Raw genomic sequence first — 18,301 nt, 5'->3', positions numbered from 1 at the left:
AACGGGGCATCGCGAACGGTTTGTGAAAACGACTGATGCAGTGAGTTGGTGCATCGAATCATGCAAAGACTCATGTGGTGGCTCATACAAAAGGCCTCTCGACCGATACCGAGGCATGCGCCGGCGGCTTTTCGTTGCTGTTCGAAATCGCCGCGATGGTGGCGCCTTCGCGCAGGCTGTGCGGCAACGTCAGCGTGAGCGACGTTTCACCTGATGTATCGTAGGTGCCGGTTACGCGAGCCAGCAAACGCTGCCAGGCGGCGCAGCCGATCTCACGATTCGGCGCGCAGATACTTGCCAGCGGCGGCGATAGTAGTTCGCCCATCGCGAGGCCGTCGAAGCCGAGAATCGACATGTCGTGCGGAATCTGCAGACGCGCACGGCGCAGGCCGCGCATCACGACCATGGCGAGCAGATCGTTGCTGCAGAAGAGGGCAGTCGGGCGGTTCGGGCCGCTGGTCAGATGAGCCAGCACGGACGGCGACAGTTCGTCGGCGTTGAAATCGACTTCGAGCGGGGGCGCGGGGGTAAGACCGGCTTGTTGCATCGCCTGCGCGTAGCCGAGATGCCGCTGACGGGCACGGTCCGAGGCGGCAAGCGTCCCGGCGAGCATCAGGATGCGGCGATGGCCGTGCGCGATCAGCATGCGTACGCCATCGAACGCGGCGAGGCGGTTATCGACCGAGACCGACGGACGCCGCACCGTGTCGTTATGCATCAGCACATAGAGCAGGCCGGCGCGGTCGAGCTCGTCGAGCAGCGGATGCGTGTCGGCATCGGCAACGGTCAGGATCAGGCCTTCCACACGATGTTCGCGCAGTGTTTCGATGGCGTGGCGTTCGCGGTCGGCATCGTACTGGGTGGTCATCAGCATGAGCCGGTAGCCTTGCGCCGCAGCGAGCTCGTCGATACCTTGCAGGCATTCGGCAAAGACGGGATTGGCGAGCGTTGGCAGGATCACGCCGATGAGGCGGGTGCGCTCACCGCGCAGTTGCCGCCCTAGCGGGCTGGGGCGGAAGTTAAGGGCGTCGATGGATTGGCGCACTGTGTCGAGCGTGACCGGGTTCACGGTGTGCGGCGCGTTGATCGCGCGAGAGACCGTGGCGATGGAAAAGCCCGCGTGGGCAGCGACATCTTTGATCGTCGGGATCATGGTTTCCGCTCGGGTTGTAAACGTTTTCGTGAGCGGATTATCGGGAAGGTTTGTGACTCCCGGATGACTCTGACTTTTGTGCTTGCGGGACGGGAGGCGGTGTGCGCTGCGGCTGGATTGCGCAGGTTTGGTGCGCTCGCCGGGCAATGGTAGAATTCGCGTCCACGAGCGGTTCTGACCCCTGCCGGGGTGATGAAATTGGTAAACATAGCGGACTTAAAATCCGCCGCTTAACAGCTTGCCGGTTCAAGTCCGGTCCCCGGCACCAGAAAGTGTTCCACCCGATTCCTGGAAATTCCTTAAACCCTTGATGCAGCAATGCTTCGAGGGTTTTTTATTTCCAATGAGTTCCATGGAGTGCTATTGCCATCCGGGGTATTTTTAGAGTATCTGCCGAATTCAATACCCTTCTTGCTCCGTCTGACCGGCAGCAACCTTTTGCCAGTCACCCGGCCGGCCAGACTCCGGAGCTCCCACGACGGTGACTGTCCAGCAAATGCGTGTCGATAATCCCCACAGCTTCCATCAGCGCGTGCATCGTCGTGGGGCCGACGAACGAAAAACCCTTTTTACGAAGTGCCTTGCTCAGTGCGGCCGATTCCTCGGAGACTGTGGGAACTTCGTCAATCGTTCGGGGACAAGGCGTGCTCGCCGGCTGAAATGACCAGATCAACCTGGCGAGACCTCCGTCCTGGCGCAGCTCGATCGTTGCGATCGCGTTTTTTATCGTCGCCAGTATCTTGGCGCGATTGCGTATGATGCCGGAATCGGCGAGAAGACGCTGCACGTGCTGCTCGTCGAACCGCGCGACTGTGTCGGGGTCGAAGTTGCAGAATGCGGCACGAAATGCGTCCCTCTTCCTGAGAATCGTCGCCCACGACAGGCCTGACTGGAACGCCTCCAGCGAAAGTCTTTCAAACAATCCTCTTTCATCTCGTACCGGCATCCCCCATTCAGTGTCGTAGTAGGCGCGTAGCATTACGTCAACCGCTGCCCATGGAGGCCGGGCCAGACCGTCATCGCCGATGACAACACTTCGCGCAGGAGCAGGCGAATTGTTCACCTCGTTCCGTCCGGTCCTGCGAGCCGATTTCGCCGTCGCTCCCAATTCAATTCTCCGTTCCCCAAGTTCCACCGCGTATCTTAGCCTCGGCCGCAAGATTCGAATCGAAACCTTTCACACCGGCACCTTCGTGACCGTACATTTAGATCCCAGGATTCGCCGATACAGCAAACTCCGGGTTGCGTAGAGATTAGCCGGGTGCGAGTGCACGAAAGCCAGCGAGATCACGCGCGGCGTCTGAACCACCCGGTGAGGGACAGGCGGTCGCGCGTCGCGGGCAATACCTCGTGCAACATATCGGCGGATAGAAACACCGCGATCCGGCTGCCAACCGGAGCGATGTCCCGCATGCTCAAGCCCTCTGGATGCAGTCGCAATGCACCGCCATGCTCAGGCAGCCAGTCGGCATTCAGATAGACGACGATCGACACCGTGCGGCTGTCGTCGTGGCGAAACTGATCGCGGTGTTGCAGATACGAAGCACCTGGCGTGTAGAACGCGAAATGGCTCTCGTATTCTTCGAGTCCCAGAAACAGCCCGTGATTCAAGGCGATACGCAGCGCTTCCATGATCGCGAGGTACCGGTCGCAGGCTTCGGATTGACCTGCTTCCAGCCACTGGATCTGGTCGCCGCGGATGTTGGGTTGGAGCGAACGCGCCGCGCCCTGGCTGACACGGGCCAGTGTGAGCATCCCGGTTGCTGCAAGCGTCGAACATTCCAGCGCCAGCGCGAGTGTCAGATCCGGCGGAAAAAAATTGTCCTGTTCCGACCAGCCATGCAGATGGAGGTCATCCACGATTCGTCGATGCCCTTCATCTCCGTGCGCATCGGAATGCGCCGGTGAGTATGATCGGTTCACTGCCTGTTCCTTCGAATGAAGGTGCTGGTTGGGAATTCGAACTGTCGTCCGGGAGATATGAGAGAGGCGGGGTCTTCTGTGCACCCGGCTGCTGTCAGTGTGATGTCAACGGGTGGACTATACGCGTCTGACGAGCAGAATTGACCGCGAGCTTACGCGATGCTCGTTCTGGCTGACGCGCCCAATCGATAAATCCCGGCATGTGCAGCTCCGGTGCGCGCACTGCCCGCAGCGCGTTAAAGCATCGGGTTTATCACTCCAGCAGATAACCGTATCGGATTTGCTTCGTTGTCGTCGCGCGCGTGCGCGGGTAAATTTGGCTGACTTCGCCTTCGCCTTCGCCGGCGCCCTCCGAACAGATTCGACGAAGAGTTTCCTGTGACGACTGCCTTTGCACCCACCGCCGCCAGCGCTGCTGGCCGTGCTAATCAAACTCAGCCCATCGAAATTCGCGCTTTCGACGGCCCCGTCGGCGCGGAAGTTCTGGGTCTCGATCTCAGCCAACCGCTGGGTCAGGATGATTTCGCACGCATCCACCGTGCGCATCTGGACCATCACGTACTGGTGTTTCGCGATCAACGCATCACGCCGGATCAGCAGATTGCCTTCAGCCGCCGCTTCGGCCCGCTGCAGATTCACGTGCTGCATCAATTCCAGTTGCCGGACTACCCGGAGGTGCTGGTCGTCTCGAACATCGTCGAGAACGGCCAGCCGATCGGTCTCGGCGACGCCGGTCATTACTGGCATTCCGATCTGTCCTACAAGGAGAAGCCGAGCCTCGGTTCGCTGCTGCATGCGCAGGAACTGCCTTCGGAAGGTGGCGACACGCTGTTCGCCAACATGCACCTCGCGTGGGAAACCTTGCCGGCACACTTGCGTAGCGCGGTGCAGGGGCGTTCGGCGGAGCACACGTATCTCGCGAAATATGCGGAATTGCAGAAACGCAGCCCATGGCGGCCGAATCTGTCGGCGGAGCAGATCGCCCAAGTGAAACCGGTGGTGCAGCCGATCGTGCGCACGCATCCTGAGACCGGGCGCCGCGCGCTCTTCGTCAGCGAGCATTTCACGACCCGTGTGATCGGCCTGCCGGAAGACGAGAGCAAGTCACTACTCGAGGAAATTTTCGCGCATAGCGTGCGCCCCGAGCACCTGTACCGGCATCGATGGGCCGAACACGACATGGTGTTCTGGGACAACCGCTCATTGATGCATCTTGCAGCCGGTACGCCCGATCATCTGCGCCGCAAACTGTACCGCACGACGATTGAAGGCGACGTGCCGTTCTGACGGCAACGCCGCCCGCCTTGACCACTATCCCATGCTGACCGGAGTTCCGATGCTTGCCAGGTTTCGCCCGACCGCTCTTCGGTCGTCTTTTGCCCGTCGTTTGACCGCGTCGCTGCTTACCTTATCGGTGGGTGCGGCCGGCTTCGGCGCAGCCGTGCCCGCCCGTGCCGAAGGCCAGATCCGCGTGGCCGAACAGTTCGGTATCGTCTATTTGCTGCTGAACGTGGCGCGTGACCAGCAGTTTGTCGAGAAAGAAGGGCGTAAGCAGGGGCTCGACATCAAGGTCGACTGGGTGAAACTATCGGGCGGCGCCGCCGTCAACGATGCGCTGCTCTCCGGCGCGGTGGATATAGCGGGCGCGGGCGTCGGCCCCTTGCTGACGATCTGGGACCGCACGCACGGCAAGCAGAACGTGAAGGGCGTGGCGTCGCTCGGTAATCTGCCGTACTACCTTGTCAGTAACAATCCCAATGTCAAGACGATCGCCGACTTTACCGAGAAGGACCGCATCGCGGTGCCGGCGGTAAATGTGTCGGTGCAGTCGCGCGTGCTGCAATACGCGGCGGCGAAGCGCTGGGGCGACAAGGATTACAACCGCCTCGACAAGTTCACGCAGGCGCTGCCGCATCCCGACGCCACAGCGGCGATCATTGCGGGCGGCACGGAAATCACCGGACACTTCGGCAATCCGCCGTTTCAGGAGCAGGAACTCGCCGGCAATCCAAAGGCGCACATCGTGCTGAATTCGTACGACGTGCTGGGTGGGCCGAGCTCGGCAACCGTCCTGTACGCGACGGAAAAATTCCGCGACAACAATCCGAAGACCTACCGCGCATTTGTCGATGCGCTGGCGGATGCCGCACGCTTTATCTCGGCGAATCCCGACGCCGCAGCCGATATCTACATCCGTACGAATCAGTCGAAGATCGACCGTAATCTGCTGCTGAAGGTCATCAAGGATCCGCGGGTGCAGTTCAAGGTCGCACCGCAGAACACGTTCGGACTCGCGCAGTTCATGTATCGAGTCGGCGCCATCAAAAACGAGCCCAAGTCATGGAAGGACTATTTCTTCGACGACCCGGCGACGGCGGCAGGAAGTTGAGCATGACTTTCTTCTTGAGCTTCGACGAACATAAATCGGCCCGCGTGGTCAGCTCACAGGGAGCGATCTGATGGTGGCAAATCCCACGCTGCTGTTTCCAGGCCACACTGAGCAAGTCGGTCCGGCGACCAGTGAAAGACTACTCGCGGTCGAGAATGTCAACCTCGAATACCGCACGCGCGAGCGGATCGTTCGCGCGACTCATGACGTGAGTTTCGATGTCTACGGCGGCGACCGCTTCGTGCTGCTGGGACCATCAGGTTGCGGCAAGTCGACCCTGCTCAAAGCCGTGGCCGGGTTTATCGAGCCGACCTCCGGCAGTATCTCGCTCGACGGCCAGACTGTGCGAGGCCCCGGTGCCGATCGCATCGTCGTGTTTCAGGAATTCGATCAGTTACCGCCATGGAAGACGGTGCTGCAGAACGTCGCCTTTCCGTTGCGTGTAGCCAAGAAGCTGTCGCGCGCGGAAGCCAACGAGCGTGCGCTGCATTATCTGGAGAAGGTGGGACTCGCGTCGTTTGCCAAGGCCTATCCGCATACGTTGTCGGGCGGCATGAAGCAGCGCGTCGCGATTGCCCGTGCACTGGCGATGCAGCCACGCGTGCTGCTGATGGACGAGCCGTTCGCCGCACTCGATGCGCTCACGCGCCGCAAGATGCAGGAAGAACTGCTGCGTCTGTGGGAAGAAGTCAACTTCACGCTGCTGTTCGTGACGCACTCGATCGAGGAAGCGCTGGTGGTTGGCAACCGTATCCTGTTGTTGTCGCCGCATCCGGGACGTGTGCGTGCCGAACTCAACAGCCATCAGTATTCGCAGGATAGTTTCGGGCGCAGTGATTTTCAACGCAGCGTCGCGCGTATTCATCATCTGTTGTTCGAGCAGACGGAGGCCGTGCAATGAGTTCCCCCGCCACCTTGTTGCCGCCGGTTCGCGAGGAGTACGAGCGTCCGCTCGAACCACTCGGTGAACTCGTGCTTGAGGCACCGCTGCCGCTCGGCAAACGCCTCTACGCGCAAAGCTGGTTGCGCAAGACGCTGATCGCGCTGGTGTTGATCGCAATCTGGGAAATCGCCGCACGGGTGATCGATAACGATCTCCTGCTGCCGACGTTCGGCGCGACATTCAGTGCGTTCGTCCAGGGCGTATGGTCCGGCGAGCTGCTGCAGAAAACGGCTGTGTCGATGTCTGTGCTGTTGCGCGGCTATCTGCTCGGCGCCGCACTCGCGTTCGTGCTGACCTCGCTTGCCGTGTCGACGCGCCTGGGGCGTGATGTTCTGTCGATGCTGACGGCGATGTTCAACCCTTTGCCTTCCATCGCGCTATTGCCGCTCGCGTTGCTCTGGTTCGGTCTCGGCACCGGCAGTCTGTTGTTCGTGCTGGTCCATTCGGTACTGTGGCCGCTGGCGCTGAACACCTACTCCGGTTTTCAATCGGTGCCGGCTACGTTGCGAATGACGGGGCGCAACTACGGGCTCACGGGCATACGCCATGTGCTGCTGATTCTGGTGCCGGCGGCGTTGCCCGCGATTCTGGCTGGCTTGCGGGTGGGTTGGGCCTTTGCGTGGCGCACGCTGATCGCTGCCGAACTCGTATTCGGTGCGAGTTCCGGCAGTGGTGGGCTTGGCTGGTATATCTTCCAGAATCGCAACGAGTTGTACACGGATCGCGTTTTTGCGGGGCTGGCCGCGGTGATCGTGATTGGTTTGCTGATCGAGCATCTGGTGTTCGATACGCTCGAGCGCGTGACTGTTCGACGCTGGGGCGTGCAGCACTAACGGTCCGAAGCCCGCGACTACTATAGTGTAGAAAAGCACTTGAACATGACGAAACGCGACGCGCGCCAAAGTTGGCGAAACTCTCGGTTGCGCTTGCTGCTACTGTGCACTACAACTCTTAAGCTGCGCCGCGGCCTGCCACGGGCGCGCTGAGCATCTCATTGACAAACGACGGTTCGCAACAAGGCGTGCGACCCGTTGGGGACTGTGAGTAGACGAGCGCCTTGGGCCCTGAACCAGATAGAAGGAGCGTCCCGTCATGCTTATGCGCCCAGATCCCACTTTCCACGCGTCGCCGAAACTCGCGATGGATGCGCCAGCGGAAGACTTCGCCTACACGCTGCTGCTCAGCCCCGATTTCTCGCAGCCTGACGCGCTCGCCGTCGTGGACGTGAAGCCCGGCTCGCCGACCTATAGCCAGGTGGTTCACACGGTGCCGGTGCCTAACAAAGGGGACGAATTCCACCACTTCGGATGGAATGCCTGCTCATCGTCACTGTCGCCGCTGACCGGCCACGCCTTTCTCGAACGGCGCTATCTGATCATTCCGGGAATGCGCTCCTCGCGCATCTACATCGTCGACACCAAGCCTCATCCGACCCAGGCGCGAATCCACAAGATCATCGAACCTGAGGAAATTTTCAACAAGACAGGCTACTCGCGTCCGCACACGGTCCATTGCGGGCCTGAAGGAATCTACGTCAGTACGCTCGGTGGCGGTGGGAAGGATGGCACAGACGGTCCTCCGGGCATCTTTATCATGGACTGCGAGACTTTCGATGTTCTCGGCCGCTGGGAGATCGACCGCGGGTCGCAGGAGAAACACTACGATTTCTGGTGGAACCTGCCGCGTGACTACATGGTGTCGAGCGAGTGGGCGTTGCCGCCGCAATTCGAGAACGGGATCGTCCCCGAAGATCTTCTGTCGAACAAGTACGGGCACCACATCCACTTCTGGGATCTGCGGGCGAGACGCAACGTGCAGACGATCGATCTCGGCGCGAACCACCAGATGGCGCTCGAAGTGCGGCCCGCGCACGATCCCAGCCGGGAGTACGGCTTTATCGGCGTGGTGGTCGACACGACGAACCTTGAAGGGTCGATCTGGACCTGGTGGCGGGAGGGTGGCAAATTCCACATCGAGAAGACCGCGACCATTCCGCCCGAGCCCGCAGCCACGGAATTGCTTCCACCGTTGCTTCAGGGATTCGGCGCGGTGCCGCCGCTCGTCACCGATATCGATCTCTCCATCGACGACAAATTCCTGTACGTCGCCTGTTGGGGAACCGGCGAGATGCGCCAGTACGATGTGACGGAGCCCCGGAAACCGAAGCTCACGGGATCGGTCCACATCGGCGGCATCGTACGGCGCACGCCCCATCCGAACGGTAAAACCTTTGCGGGTGGTCCGCAGATGGTCGAGATCAGCCGCGACGGCAAGCGGGTCTACTGGACGAACTCGCTCTACTCGACCTGGGACAACCAGTTCTATCCGGACGGCGTGCCGGCGGCACAGGTCATGGCTCGGGCTGAACCTGGCGGTGGCCTCGCGCTGGCCGACGATTACTGGGTAGCCTTTCCCGACGGATATCGGGCTCACCAGATCCGGCTTGAAGGTGGCGACTGTTCGACCGATTCGTTCTGCTATCCGTCGGTGGGGATTTGATCGGGGGCGGCTGGCCGCAGACCGGCCTTTGGTTAGCTGTCGCGGCGAGTGGTTTTTATCACGGGCTCAACCCGGCGATGGGATGGCCGCTCGCCGTCTCGAGCGGGCTGATGGAGAGACGGTCACGGGCGCTGTTCTCCGCGCTCTTATACCTCGCGGCGGGGCACGTGTTGGCCATGTTCGTGGTAATGGTGCCCTTCGCCATGCTTGCGATTCTGCTCGCCTGGCAGCGCGAAATCCAGATTGGCGCGAGTGTGCTCGTCATTGGCTTTGGTGCCTTTCTTCTGATCTGGCGGCGCCATCCGCGTGTACTCGCGCGGATCCCCCCGTCGAGGCTTGCGCTCTGGTCCTTCGCTGTTGCCATCGCGCATGGCGCAGGACTGATGCTTGTGCCGATCTACCTCGGTCTTTGCCGGTCCTACGACAGCGATCAAGGGCATCAGGCCGCACGGACCCTGATCGACGCCAATCTGGGCATGGCGCTGCTCGTTTCCGGCGTCCATGCCACCGCCATGATCGTGGTCGGTGGACTGCTGGCCTGGTGGGTCTACCGCTACGTGGGGCTGAAGTTCGTGTCACGGAGCTGGTTCAATCTGGACGCAGTCTGGGCATCGAGCCTCATTCTGGTGGGTACGCTCTCATTGGTATTCAATACCCTGGTATCAGGCAGCGACGGGCGATAGCAGCGGGCTTGCGTCGACGTGGCGTTGATCGAATTAGGCTACCCCGAGCAGGTTTCTCCACTCCGGGAGGCTTCCCTTCGGATCCAGTGCTTCGACCAATGGCGCGCCTCGCGTCGCCAGGTCCTGTTGCACGTCGGCGACAGCGTTTGCGAGGGCACTCGACATCCCTAAGGCGTCCAGCATCAATGCGGCTTCGCGCATCTCTTCGGCGCGCCGTTGCCCGTGTTCGACTACACGACCGATCAGATAGGCCTCGTAGCCCTTATCCCAGCCTACGCCCGGAAAGCTTGCCGCGAGCGATGCAAGCACGCGGCCGTCCACGTCGAACTGTCTGGCTGCCAGCATCGACTGAACGCATAGCGCCTCCATGCCCTTGATCATGATGCTGCGGCATAGCTTGATGGCTGAGGCGAGGCCGACTTTCTGCGCCACGGCTTCCGTGCGCATCCCCAACCCGTTGAGACGGTCTGCCGTTTCTACAGCGAGTCGGCCGCCCAACAGCATCGGCACCTGTATGCCGTGCGGCGGAACCGGCGCCATCACCGCGGCTTCCACGTAGTCGGCGCCATTGCGTTCGATCTGCTGGCAGTTGCGTTGTTTGACGGCGGGCGAAACTGAATTGAGGTCGAGGAAGGTCTGGCCGCTCGTCAGATATTCCGCGGAAGCGGTGGCGACCGCTTCCGCCTGGCTCGCGGTGACCGCGGAGAAAATGAGTTGCGCATCGCGCAGTGCCGCTGGGAGATCGTCGGCCACGTGAACGTTGCATTCGTGGGCCCGCTGCAAGATCGTCGAACGCGTAGCCGCATCTTGCAGCTTGATGTCGAAGATCGACACTTCATGGCCGGCCACGGTCAATGCGCGAGCGAAGATAGGCCCGACTTCTCCGAAGCCGATGATTGCGATGCGGCCAACAGGCTGAGTGCGATTCTGATCCATGCTGATTCTCTGCGAGTGAGGGTGGGAAATGACAATATGCTGTGTGTGGCGCGCCGTGATTTGCGTCGCAACCTCAACGCGGGTGCTCGGTTGCCCGAACTGTCACCGGTCCCGCTGGCGGCGCGTGGCGACCGTTAACGTAAGCGTCGAATTTTTGCTGATCGAACATGCGCTCCCATTTCGCCAGCACGAGCACCGCGACCGAGTTGCCGATCACGTTGGTCGTCGACGTGGCGATCGCGAGCACGCGATCGATGCCGAATAGCAGACCCACACCCGACAACGGTAGCGCGTGTGAAGACTGCAAGGTGGCCGCCAGTTTGACTAGTGCGCCACCGGCCGCGCCGGCGCCGCCTTTCGACGTAAGCAGCATTACCGCGAGCAGGGCCAGCTGTTGCGAGAGCGGGAGCGGGGTATCGGTCGCCTGCGCAATGAAACCGACCCCGCACGCCATATACAGGCAGGCGCCGTCAATATTGAAGCTATAACCTGCCGGCAGCACGAAACCGACCACCGCCTCGTCGCAGCCCGCCTGTTCGAGCTTGGTGATGAGACGGGGCAGCGCGACTTCGCTGGCGGCCGTGCCCATGGCGAGAATGGCTTCTTCCTTGATCAAGCCAAGAATCTTCAGAATGGAGAAGCCCGCTGTTGCCGACACAATGCCCAGTACTACGAACACAAAAAATAATGTGCTCGCGTAATAGGTCAGAACGTAGCGCAACAGATAAAGCAGCGTGACGCCGCCGTAGCTGCCCACAGCGGTCGCCATTGCACCGAATGCGCCGAGCGGCGAGAGGCGCATGATGAAACCGAGGATCCTGAAGACGACAGTTTGCGCTTCTTCGATCAGCCGGAAAATCAACCAGTCAGGCTTCGCGCAACTGCTCAACGCGAAGCCCGTCAAAAGCGAAACGAATAGAACGGGGAGGATGTCACCGCTGACGAAAGCGGAGAACAATGTGTGAGGAATGATGGAGCTCAGGAAGTGGGTGAACGAGAAGTCGCCGGAACTGCCCGCCTTGATGACGTCCGCCGCGGCGTGCACCGGACTTAGGGCGCTGGCATGCAGTCCATCGCCAGGCCGCACGATATTGACGATCGCGAAACCGACCAGCATTGCGAGCGTGCTGACCACTTCGAAATAAAGCAAGGTTTTGATGCCGAGCCGGCCTAGCCGCCTGAAGTCCTTGATATGCCCGATTCCATGAACGACGGTGCAGAAAATGATGGGTCCGAGCATCATCTTCAGGAGCGCGATGAAGCTGTCCCCGAGCGGTTTCATCATCACGGCCTGATGCGGCGCAAGCAGACCGAATGCGATCGCAAGGGCGATGGCGATCAGCACCTGGACGTACGTCTTGCTCAACAGACTCACCGTCTCCTCCGTTCTGCTTTTTCTCGATGTCGAAAGTATGGAGGGGGTGCGGACGTTTGCCCGCTGCCAAGTGTTGAATGTGCCGCCTGTTTTGTTTATCGGGGCAGGCGGGGAAGGTCTGATGTCCGCGTTTATACCGATGGAATCGATGGAAATGCGCCGTGCGTGGGGTGGCGAGCGCGGCGGATCACGCAGATCGGGGCAGGTTCGCTCAGGTTCGCCGGGTGACTTCGCGAATCGCTTCGATCAGCTTGCGGGCGGCCGGAGACGGTTCGGCCGCCGCTCGCGTTGTCAGACCGATTGCGCGTCCCGTGTGGGGCAGCGCAACGTCCAGAATCACCAGTTGTCCGGTCTCGAGTTCGTAGTAGACCTGTTGCGCAGACAGAACGGCAAGCATGTCCGTACGCAACAGGAGACCGCGAATCATCGCGAGATCCGCCGTTTCGATCGCGGGTACCGGCACTCCCAACTCCATGCGCACGAATAGCGCATCGAGAATCGAACGCGCCGGCGTGTGGTTGCGCGGTAAAAGCCACTCCGCGTCGGCCAGTTGTTGTAACTCGAGTCCCCGCTTGCCGGCGAGCGGATGGTCCGCCCGGGCGAGCACGACCATATCGTCCGATATCAACGGTTCGCCATGCAGCCCGCTCGCGGCATCGGTGGGACGCAGGGCGCCGAGAATGAAGTCGATGTCGCCGGCGCGCAGCTTCGCCACGAGCGTCTCGTAGGCGCTTTCGTCGGTAGTAATGCGCACACCCGGATAGGCACGCCTGACACACGCTACCGCCTCCGGAAGGATCAACGTACGGCTGAGCGGTAACGCGCCGACCGCAGCATGACCGCGGATACTGCCGCGCACTGCAGCGATATCGTCAGGGATGTGGCGCAGTTCGTTGAGAGCGCGCCGCACGTGCAGTGCAAAAATTTCTCCCTCGCGGGTGAGTTGCACGCCTCGCGCCGTACGGTGAAACAGCGCGATATCGGCGCCATTCTCAAGAATCCGCACTGCGCTGCTGACGGCCGGCTGGCTGACGCCGAGCGCCTGCGCCGCGCTTGGCATGTGCTGATGACGCACGAGAGCGACGAACAACTGCAAGCGCCGTGTGTTCAGCAAGTAGGACGGAATCGAGCCAGAAGTGAAGGCGCGTGCGCGCGCCTGGCGCGTCGCGCACCACTGTGCGAGCGCCTGCAATTCCGCGAAGATGCGCCGGCTGCGTTCGTCGACGGTACGCCCAACCGAGGTGGGCAGCATGCCCGATGGCCTGCGTTCCAGCAGCCGTTCGCCGAGCGTTTCTTCGAGCTCCCGCACGGAGCGTGTCACGGCTGATTGCGCGCGAAAGAGCAGCGCGGCTGCCCGGCTTGCACTGCCGTGTTCAACGACGATGGTGAACACACGCAGTTGAGCGAGATTGAGAAGATCGGTGCTCGGAGATGTCGAATTGGCCAAGAGAGCGGACGTGCGAAATAAACCCGGGGTCAGGCAGCGGTGCCGTAGAGCGGCAATATTTTCGATTCGAGCATGGCGATCGCCTGGATGGCAAGTTGCGACAGCGTGTGCTTGCTACTGGTTGCGATCGCAAGACGGCTGAAGAGCGTCGGCTCGGTAATGCGGATCACCTGGAAGCGCCGCTTGAGCGCATCGCTGCTAGTTGCATTGAGTGATAGCACCGCATAGCCGATATCCTCGCTGACCAGATCGAGAATTGAGGTCACTGCATCGACCTCCAGTTCGATCCGCAATCTTACGCCCTGTTCTGCGGCAGCCGCTTCGACCATCCGTCTGATCGCGTGCATGCGGCCGGGGATGATAAGTGGGTAGCGTACGATTTCCCGCAGCGTGATCGCTGTTGTGGGCTCGCGTACTGCCGCTGTGGGGGTGCCGCCACTGTCCGGGCCGATCAGAAACAGTTCTTCGGTAAAGATGGTTCGCTTGTCGATCAACGGCGTATCGAACGTGTCGTACAGAACCGCGACGTCGATGCGGCCCATCATCAGCCATTCGATCAGATAGGTGGACAGGCCTTGAGCCACCGAGATAGTCGCCCCGGGAAACGAGGAGCGAAAACCCCGGACGAGCTCGTGCGTGGCGACTCTCGCGAAGCTGGGGGTGATGCCGATGCCGAAATGACCGCCGGGTGCACCGTGCAACTCGTCCAGATCCTGCGAGGCGCGCTGCACCTGCTGCAGGATACCTTTCGCATGTGCGAGCATCCGCTGGCCTGCCGGCGTTAACGTCACGCCGCGGCCGGTCCGTTCGAGCAGCGTATGCCGCAATTCCACTTCCAGATGCCGCACGAGCCGGCTCAGGGCGGGCTGGTTCGTGTCCAGCGTGATCGCGGCACGTGTAAAGCTGCCGAGTTCAGCGACGTGAACGAATGCCTCGAGCTGCTTCAGGTCCATGGTTGGCAACGTATGTGAAATTCACATATCAGCTAGTTCAATATGGTGATTGTACCGATCCATCATCGTCGCCACAATGCATGCAGCCCTTACAAAGCCGCGCCATGCGGCATGACATCGAGACGACGCTTCATGAAATCCTGCCTGCCTCCTGATCCCGATCCCGTTCGACCCGTTCAGCAACTGCCTGCCGGTGCATGTGACGCGCACTGCCACGTATTCGGCCCCGCCGATCAATTTCCTTACGCACCGGAGCGCAGCTACACGCCGCCCGACGCCCCATTCGAGCGCCTTGTCGCGCTGCACGATTTTCTCGGCGCGAACCGGGGCGTGATCGTGCAGGCAAGCTGCCATGGCACCGACAACACCGCGATGCTGGATGCGATCGCGCGTGGCAATGGACGCTATCGCGGCGTCGCGATCGTCGACGGCGACGTGACCGATGAGCAATTGGCCGACCTCGACGTGCGCGGCGTGCGCGGCGTGCGCTTCAATTTCGTCGCGCATCTGGGCGGCGCGCCCGATCTCGATGTATTCGATAGGGTGCTCGAACGGATCGAGGGCCTTGGCTGGCACGTCGTGCTGCATCTCGACGCGCAAGACATCCTGCAATACGGCGAGCGGATCGCGCGTATCAAGGTGCCTTTCGTGATCGACCACATGGGCCGTGTACGCGCGGAAGCCGGCGTCGATCAGCAACCGTTCCGCCAGCTTCTGGAACTGATGCGCAACCCGCTAGCATGGGTCAAGGTATGCGGCGCCGAGCGCGTGTCCGCAGGTCACCGTCCTTTCGACGATGCGATCCCATTCGCGCACGCGCTGATCGAAGCCGCTCCCGACCGCGTGCTGTGGGGTACCGACTGGCCGCATCCGAACATCAGCCAGGACATGCCGAACGACGGCGAACTGGTCGATCTGCTGTTCCGCTTCTGTCCGGACGCGGCGCTGCGCGAGCAACTGCTCGTCACGAACCCGGCACGGCTTTACGGATTCTGAGCGAACCGTTCGCTTTACTTATTTACTACTCACTTTTGAACTGCCACGCCAAGAATGGCAGCCAGGCGGAAATCCGGAATCGACCGGCTTTCCGCTCACCATTCGTATCAGGAGACAACAATGACCGGTATGCATTGCCACCGGGCCCATTCGGCCCGTTCGGCTCATTCGCGAGCGGCGCCATGAACGACAGCGCCGTCATGACATCCCCCGCGCGCAGCGCGAAGCAACCCTTCTATCGCGCGCTGTATTTCCACGTGCTACTCGCGATCCTTCTCGGCGTGCTGCTGGGTCATTTCGCGCCGTCGCTCGCCGTGCAGATGAAGCCGCTCGGTGACGCGTTCATCAAGCTGGTCAAGATGGTGATCGGCCCAATCATCTTCTGCACTGTTGTCACCGGCATCGCCGGCATGGGCGACATCAAGAAGGTCGGGCGTGTCGGCGGCAAGGCGCTGCTGTATTTCGAAGTCGTATCGACGCTGTCGCTCGTGATCGGACTCGTGGCCGGGCATCTGTTTCATCCCGGCACCGGCTTCAATCTGAATCCCGCGACGATCGATACCAAAGCGCTCGCCGGATTCGCGACGGCCGCGCACGAACAGAACACGGTCGAGTTTCTGATGCACATCATTCCCGACACCGTGGTCAGCGCATTTTCGAGTGGCAATGTCTTGCAGATTCTGCTGGTCTCCGTGCTGTTCGGCGCCGCGCTCGCGGCTACGGGAGAATACGGCCGGCCCCTGGTTCGCATGATCGACCGCTTCGCACAGACGTTCTTCGGCATCGTTCACATCATCATGAAGGTCGCGGCGATCGGGGCGTTCGGCTCAATCGCGTTCACGATCGGCACCTATGGCATCGGCGCCGTACTACCTTTGCTCAAACTGATTGGCACGTTCTACCTGACGCTCGCCTTCTTCGTGCTGGTGGTGCTCGGTGTGATTTCGCGCTTGCTAGGCTTCAGCATCCTGCGCTTCCTGAGCTATATCCGCGAGGAAATCCTGATCGTGCTCGGCACGAGTTCGTCCGAAGCCGCGCTGCCACGGATGCTCGAAAAACTCGAACGGCTCGGCTGCTCGAAATCGGTGGTGGGTCTTGTGATTCCAGCCGGTTATTCGTTCAATCTCGACGGCACCAACATCTACCTGACGATGGCCGTGCTCTTCATCGCGCAGGCATTCAACATTGAGCTCAGCCTGACGCAGGAGCTCACGCTCGTGGGCGTGGCGATGCTGACGTCGAAGGGCGCGAGCGGTGTGGCTGGCGCGGCCTTCGTGATGCTGACTTCGACGCTGCTGGTCTTCCCGATTATTCCAGTGTCCGGCATGGTTCTTATCCTCGGCATTCACCGCTTCATGGGAACGGGGCTCGCGATCGCCAACACCATCGGAAACGGTGTCGCCACGCTAGTGGTGTCGGCATGGGAGCACGAGCTTGACCGTTCGAAACTGAACGCCGAAATGTCGCGCCGTCACGCCGAATGACGCGCTAGCCGGCGAGAAAACCCCTCGTGTGTTTCGCGGTCTGCGTGCGCTGCCCGTGCACGCAGCGGGGGAGCGCTCGCGCATAAAACAACAAACTGGTTTGGAGACGAAAACATAATGTCAGTGGAAAAAAGCGGATTGCCCGGTCGAGTGAAGCTCAACGCCGCATGCGTGGCAACGGGATTGTTGGTGGCCAGCGGCGTTGGCGTCGCGCACGCAGGCGATTCATCGGCGGTAGCCGGAGGGGCGGGGACACCATCGTCTTTCGTACAGATGTATGGACTCATCGGCATGTATATCGACAGTTCGAAACTCAGCACGACCCGTGCAAGCACGGTACAGGAAGGCGGTGGAGGGATGACGACGTCGTTCTGGGGCATGCGCGGCCGCGAAGACCTTGGTGGCGGCAATGCGGTGATCTTCGCGCTCGAGAGTTTTTTCAGGCCGAACACGGGGCAGATGGGACGCAACACCACGGATGGTTTGTTTTCGCGCAATGCCTATGTCGGCCTGACCGGCGCATATGGCACGTTCAAAGTGGGGGAGCAGACCAATCCGACTTATTCCAACCAGCAACTCGTCAATCCGTTCGGCTCGTCGGTGGTGTTCTCGCCGTTGATCGTGCAGTCGTATACCGCGAGCTATAGCAATACGCAGATCGGCGACACGGTCTGGCAAAACGCCGTCGAGTACGTTTCGCCGAACTACAGCGGTCTCACGGGCACCGTGATTTATGGCGTCAGCAGCACCACGGGTCAACAGGGGAAGGACAACATCGGTTTGCATCTGACCTACGCAAACGGGCCGCTCACGGCGGTGTTCTCGGCGCAGCGTGTACGAACGGCGGCGGTTGCGCCGTCGAGCGGTCAATATCTTTATCTCGCAGGCGCTGCTTACGATGCAAAGATCGTCAAGCTCTATGGGGCTGCGCAGATGACAAGCAACAACGACGTTGAGACCGGCTCACATACGTATGAGCTAGGAGTTTCCGTGCCGTTGTCGCCGTCGAACACGATCCTCGCCGAATGGGCGCGCACGAAGCACAGTGCGCCGTTGAACCAGAGCAATGTGCGCAATACCGGCTCCATTGCCTATAACCATATTTTGTCGAAGCGCACGTATGTGTATGCGGTCTATTCTTATGACAAGCTGACGGCCAACCCGTCGGGCAGTACATACGGTGTCGGCATGCAGCACACGTTTTAGGGCGAGGCGATCTGGCGGCCGAAGGGTGCATTTGCGAAGTCAGCGCGCATGGCACCTGGGCAGTCGCAGGCGTTCTGAATGGCTTTCGTTGAAAGCATAGATCACATTGGGAAGACGTCGACTTCTCTTTAAGCGCTCTTTATACCTGCCGCTATTCCATCAATTTCCTGGAAAATTGACGATTCCCTGCTGTTACACCGACCCGGAGATTCGGTGAACAAAACTCGACAAATCTCTACAGCGCCTGCCAACCCGGCTCGTAGGCATCACGCTAGAATTTGACTAAGGCAACGTAGAGAAAACGAACAGCCCGC

The 18,301-nt window shown here is 60.8% G+C and carries 16 protein-coding genes and 1 tRNA gene; 10 read left to right on the top strand and 7 right to left on the bottom strand.

Going from position 1 to position 18,301, the window contains the following annotated elements; translation table 11 throughout:
* Window positions 1–82 precede the first annotated feature (82 nt).
* Window positions 83–1,153, bottom strand: coding sequence for a substrate-binding domain-containing protein (locus PQR40_RS04585; protein ID WP_408227510.1), 1,071 nt, complete (start codon window positions 1,151–1,153; stop codon window positions 83–85).
* A 183-nt stretch (window positions 1,154–1,336) separates the two neighbouring features.
* On the opposite strand from PQR40_RS04585, the gene PQR40_RS04580 reads away from it, so the two are divergent.
* Window positions 1,337–1,421: transfer RNA gene (locus PQR40_RS04580), tRNA-Leu, on the top strand.
* A 177-nt stretch (window positions 1,422–1,598) separates the two neighbouring features.
* Here PQR40_RS04580 and PQR40_RS04575 read toward each other — a convergent pair.
* Together PQR40_RS04575 and PQR40_RS04570 are read right to left on the bottom strand one after the other, a co-directional pair.
* On the bottom strand, window positions 1,599–2,216 hold the full coding sequence (locus PQR40_RS04575) for a DNA-3-methyladenine glycosylase I (RefSeq protein ID WP_408508510.1): 618 nt from the start codon (window positions 2,214–2,216) through the stop codon (window positions 1,599–1,601).
* Window positions 2,217–2,440: 224 nt separating this feature from the next.
* Window positions 2,441–3,076 carry a 2OG-Fe(II) oxygenase gene (locus tag PQR40_RS04570; protein ID WP_408391740.1) on the bottom strand — a complete coding sequence of 212 codons (636 nt, stop codon included), beginning with the start codon at window positions 3,074–3,076 and terminating at the stop codon, window positions 2,441–2,443.
* A gap of 378 nt (window positions 3,077–3,454) precedes the next feature.
* Between PQR40_RS04570 and PQR40_RS04565 the strand changes: the two genes are divergently transcribed.
* From PQR40_RS04565 to PQR40_RS04540, 6 genes are all read left to right on the top strand, one after another.
* A complete protein-coding gene (locus PQR40_RS04565; RefSeq protein ID WP_408508509.1) occupies window positions 3,455–4,363 on the top strand; it encodes a TauD/TfdA dioxygenase family protein in 909 nt (302 codons plus the stop codon).
* Between the two features lie 49 nt (window positions 4,364–4,412).
* The gene (locus PQR40_RS04560) at window positions 4,413–5,465 is read left to right on the top strand and encodes an ABC transporter substrate-binding protein (protein ID WP_408508508.1); all 1,053 of its coding nucleotides are present in this window, start codon (window positions 4,413–4,415) and stop codon (window positions 5,463–5,465) included.
* Window positions 5,466–5,535: 70 nt separating this feature from the next.
* A complete protein-coding gene (locus tag PQR40_RS04555) occupies window positions 5,536–6,366 on the top strand; it encodes an ABC transporter ATP-binding protein (protein ID WP_408227495.1) in 831 nt (276 codons plus the stop codon).
* Window positions 6,363–7,241 (top strand): ABC transporter permease, encoded by an 879-nt coding sequence (locus tag PQR40_RS04550; protein ID WP_408227492.1) that lies wholly within the window; start codon window positions 6,363–6,365, stop codon window positions 7,239–7,241. The genes PQR40_RS04555 and PQR40_RS04550 overlap by 4 nt, the downstream gene beginning before the upstream one ends.
* A 259-nt stretch (window positions 7,242–7,500) precedes the next feature.
* Window positions 7,501–8,907: a selenium-binding protein SBP56-related protein gene (locus tag PQR40_RS04545; RefSeq protein WP_408508507.1), complete on the top strand. Its 1,407-nt coding sequence runs from the start codon at window positions 7,501–7,503 to the stop codon at window positions 8,905–8,907.
* Window positions 8,904–9,590, top strand: coding sequence for a hypothetical protein (locus tag PQR40_RS04540; protein ID WP_408227547.1), 687 nt, complete (start codon window positions 8,904–8,906; stop codon window positions 9,588–9,590). Before PQR40_RS04545 ends, PQR40_RS04540 begins: the two co-directional genes overlap by 4 nt.
* A gap of 33 nt (window positions 9,591–9,623) precedes the next feature.
* On the opposite strand, the gene PQR40_RS04535 is transcribed toward PQR40_RS04540, so the two are convergent.
* The 4 genes from PQR40_RS04535 to PQR40_RS04520 form a co-directional block, all read right to left on the bottom strand.
* On the bottom strand, window positions 9,624–10,526 hold the full coding sequence (locus tag PQR40_RS04535) for an NAD(P)-dependent oxidoreductase (protein WP_408333455.1): 903 nt from the start codon (window positions 10,524–10,526) through the stop codon (window positions 9,624–9,626).
* Between the two features lie 73 nt (window positions 10,527–10,599).
* Entirely contained in the window at window positions 10,600–11,901 is a 1,302-nt protein-coding gene (locus PQR40_RS04530) for a cation:dicarboxylate symporter family transporter (RefSeq protein WP_408508506.1), read from the bottom strand.
* Between the two features lie 211 nt (window positions 11,902–12,112).
* Window positions 12,113–13,348 carry a LysR family transcriptional regulator gene (locus tag PQR40_RS04525; RefSeq protein WP_408508505.1) on the bottom strand — a complete coding sequence of 412 codons (1,236 nt, stop codon included), beginning with the start codon at window positions 13,346–13,348 and terminating at the stop codon, window positions 12,113–12,115.
* 29 nt (window positions 13,349–13,377) lie between these two features.
* Window positions 13,378–14,301 carry a LysR family transcriptional regulator gene (locus tag PQR40_RS04520; RefSeq protein WP_408227478.1) on the bottom strand — a complete coding sequence of 308 codons (924 nt, stop codon included), beginning with the start codon at window positions 14,299–14,301 and terminating at the stop codon, window positions 13,378–13,380.
* Window positions 14,302–14,433: 132 nt separating this feature from the next.
* On the opposite strand from PQR40_RS04520, the gene PQR40_RS04515 reads away from it, so the two are divergent.
* From PQR40_RS04515 to PQR40_RS04505, 3 genes are all read left to right on the top strand, one after another.
* On the top strand, window positions 14,434–15,297 hold the full coding sequence (locus PQR40_RS04515; protein WP_408508504.1) for an amidohydrolase family protein: 864 nt from the start codon (window positions 14,434–14,436) through the stop codon (window positions 15,295–15,297).
* A gap of 182 nt (window positions 15,298–15,479) precedes the next feature.
* Complete coding sequence (locus PQR40_RS04510; RefSeq protein WP_408227472.1) at window positions 15,480–16,781, top strand: dicarboxylate/amino acid:cation symporter; 1,302 nt, start codon at window positions 15,480–15,482, stop codon at window positions 16,779–16,781.
* Window positions 16,782–16,898: 117 nt separating this feature from the next.
* Window positions 16,899–17,987 carry a porin gene (locus PQR40_RS04505; protein WP_408508503.1) on the top strand — a complete coding sequence of 363 codons (1,089 nt, stop codon included), beginning with the start codon at window positions 16,899–16,901 and terminating at the stop codon, window positions 17,985–17,987.
* The last annotated feature ends 314 nt before the right edge of the window (window positions 17,988–18,301 follow it).

It is taken from the genome of Paraburkholderia sediminicola (assembly GCF_046026855.1).
GTDB classification, from domain to species: Bacteria; Pseudomonadota; Gammaproteobacteria; order Burkholderiales; family Burkholderiaceae; genus Paraburkholderia; species Paraburkholderia sediminicola_A.
Note: the sequence above shows the minus strand (reverse complement) of the source record. Positions and strands in the feature narration are given on the sequence as shown.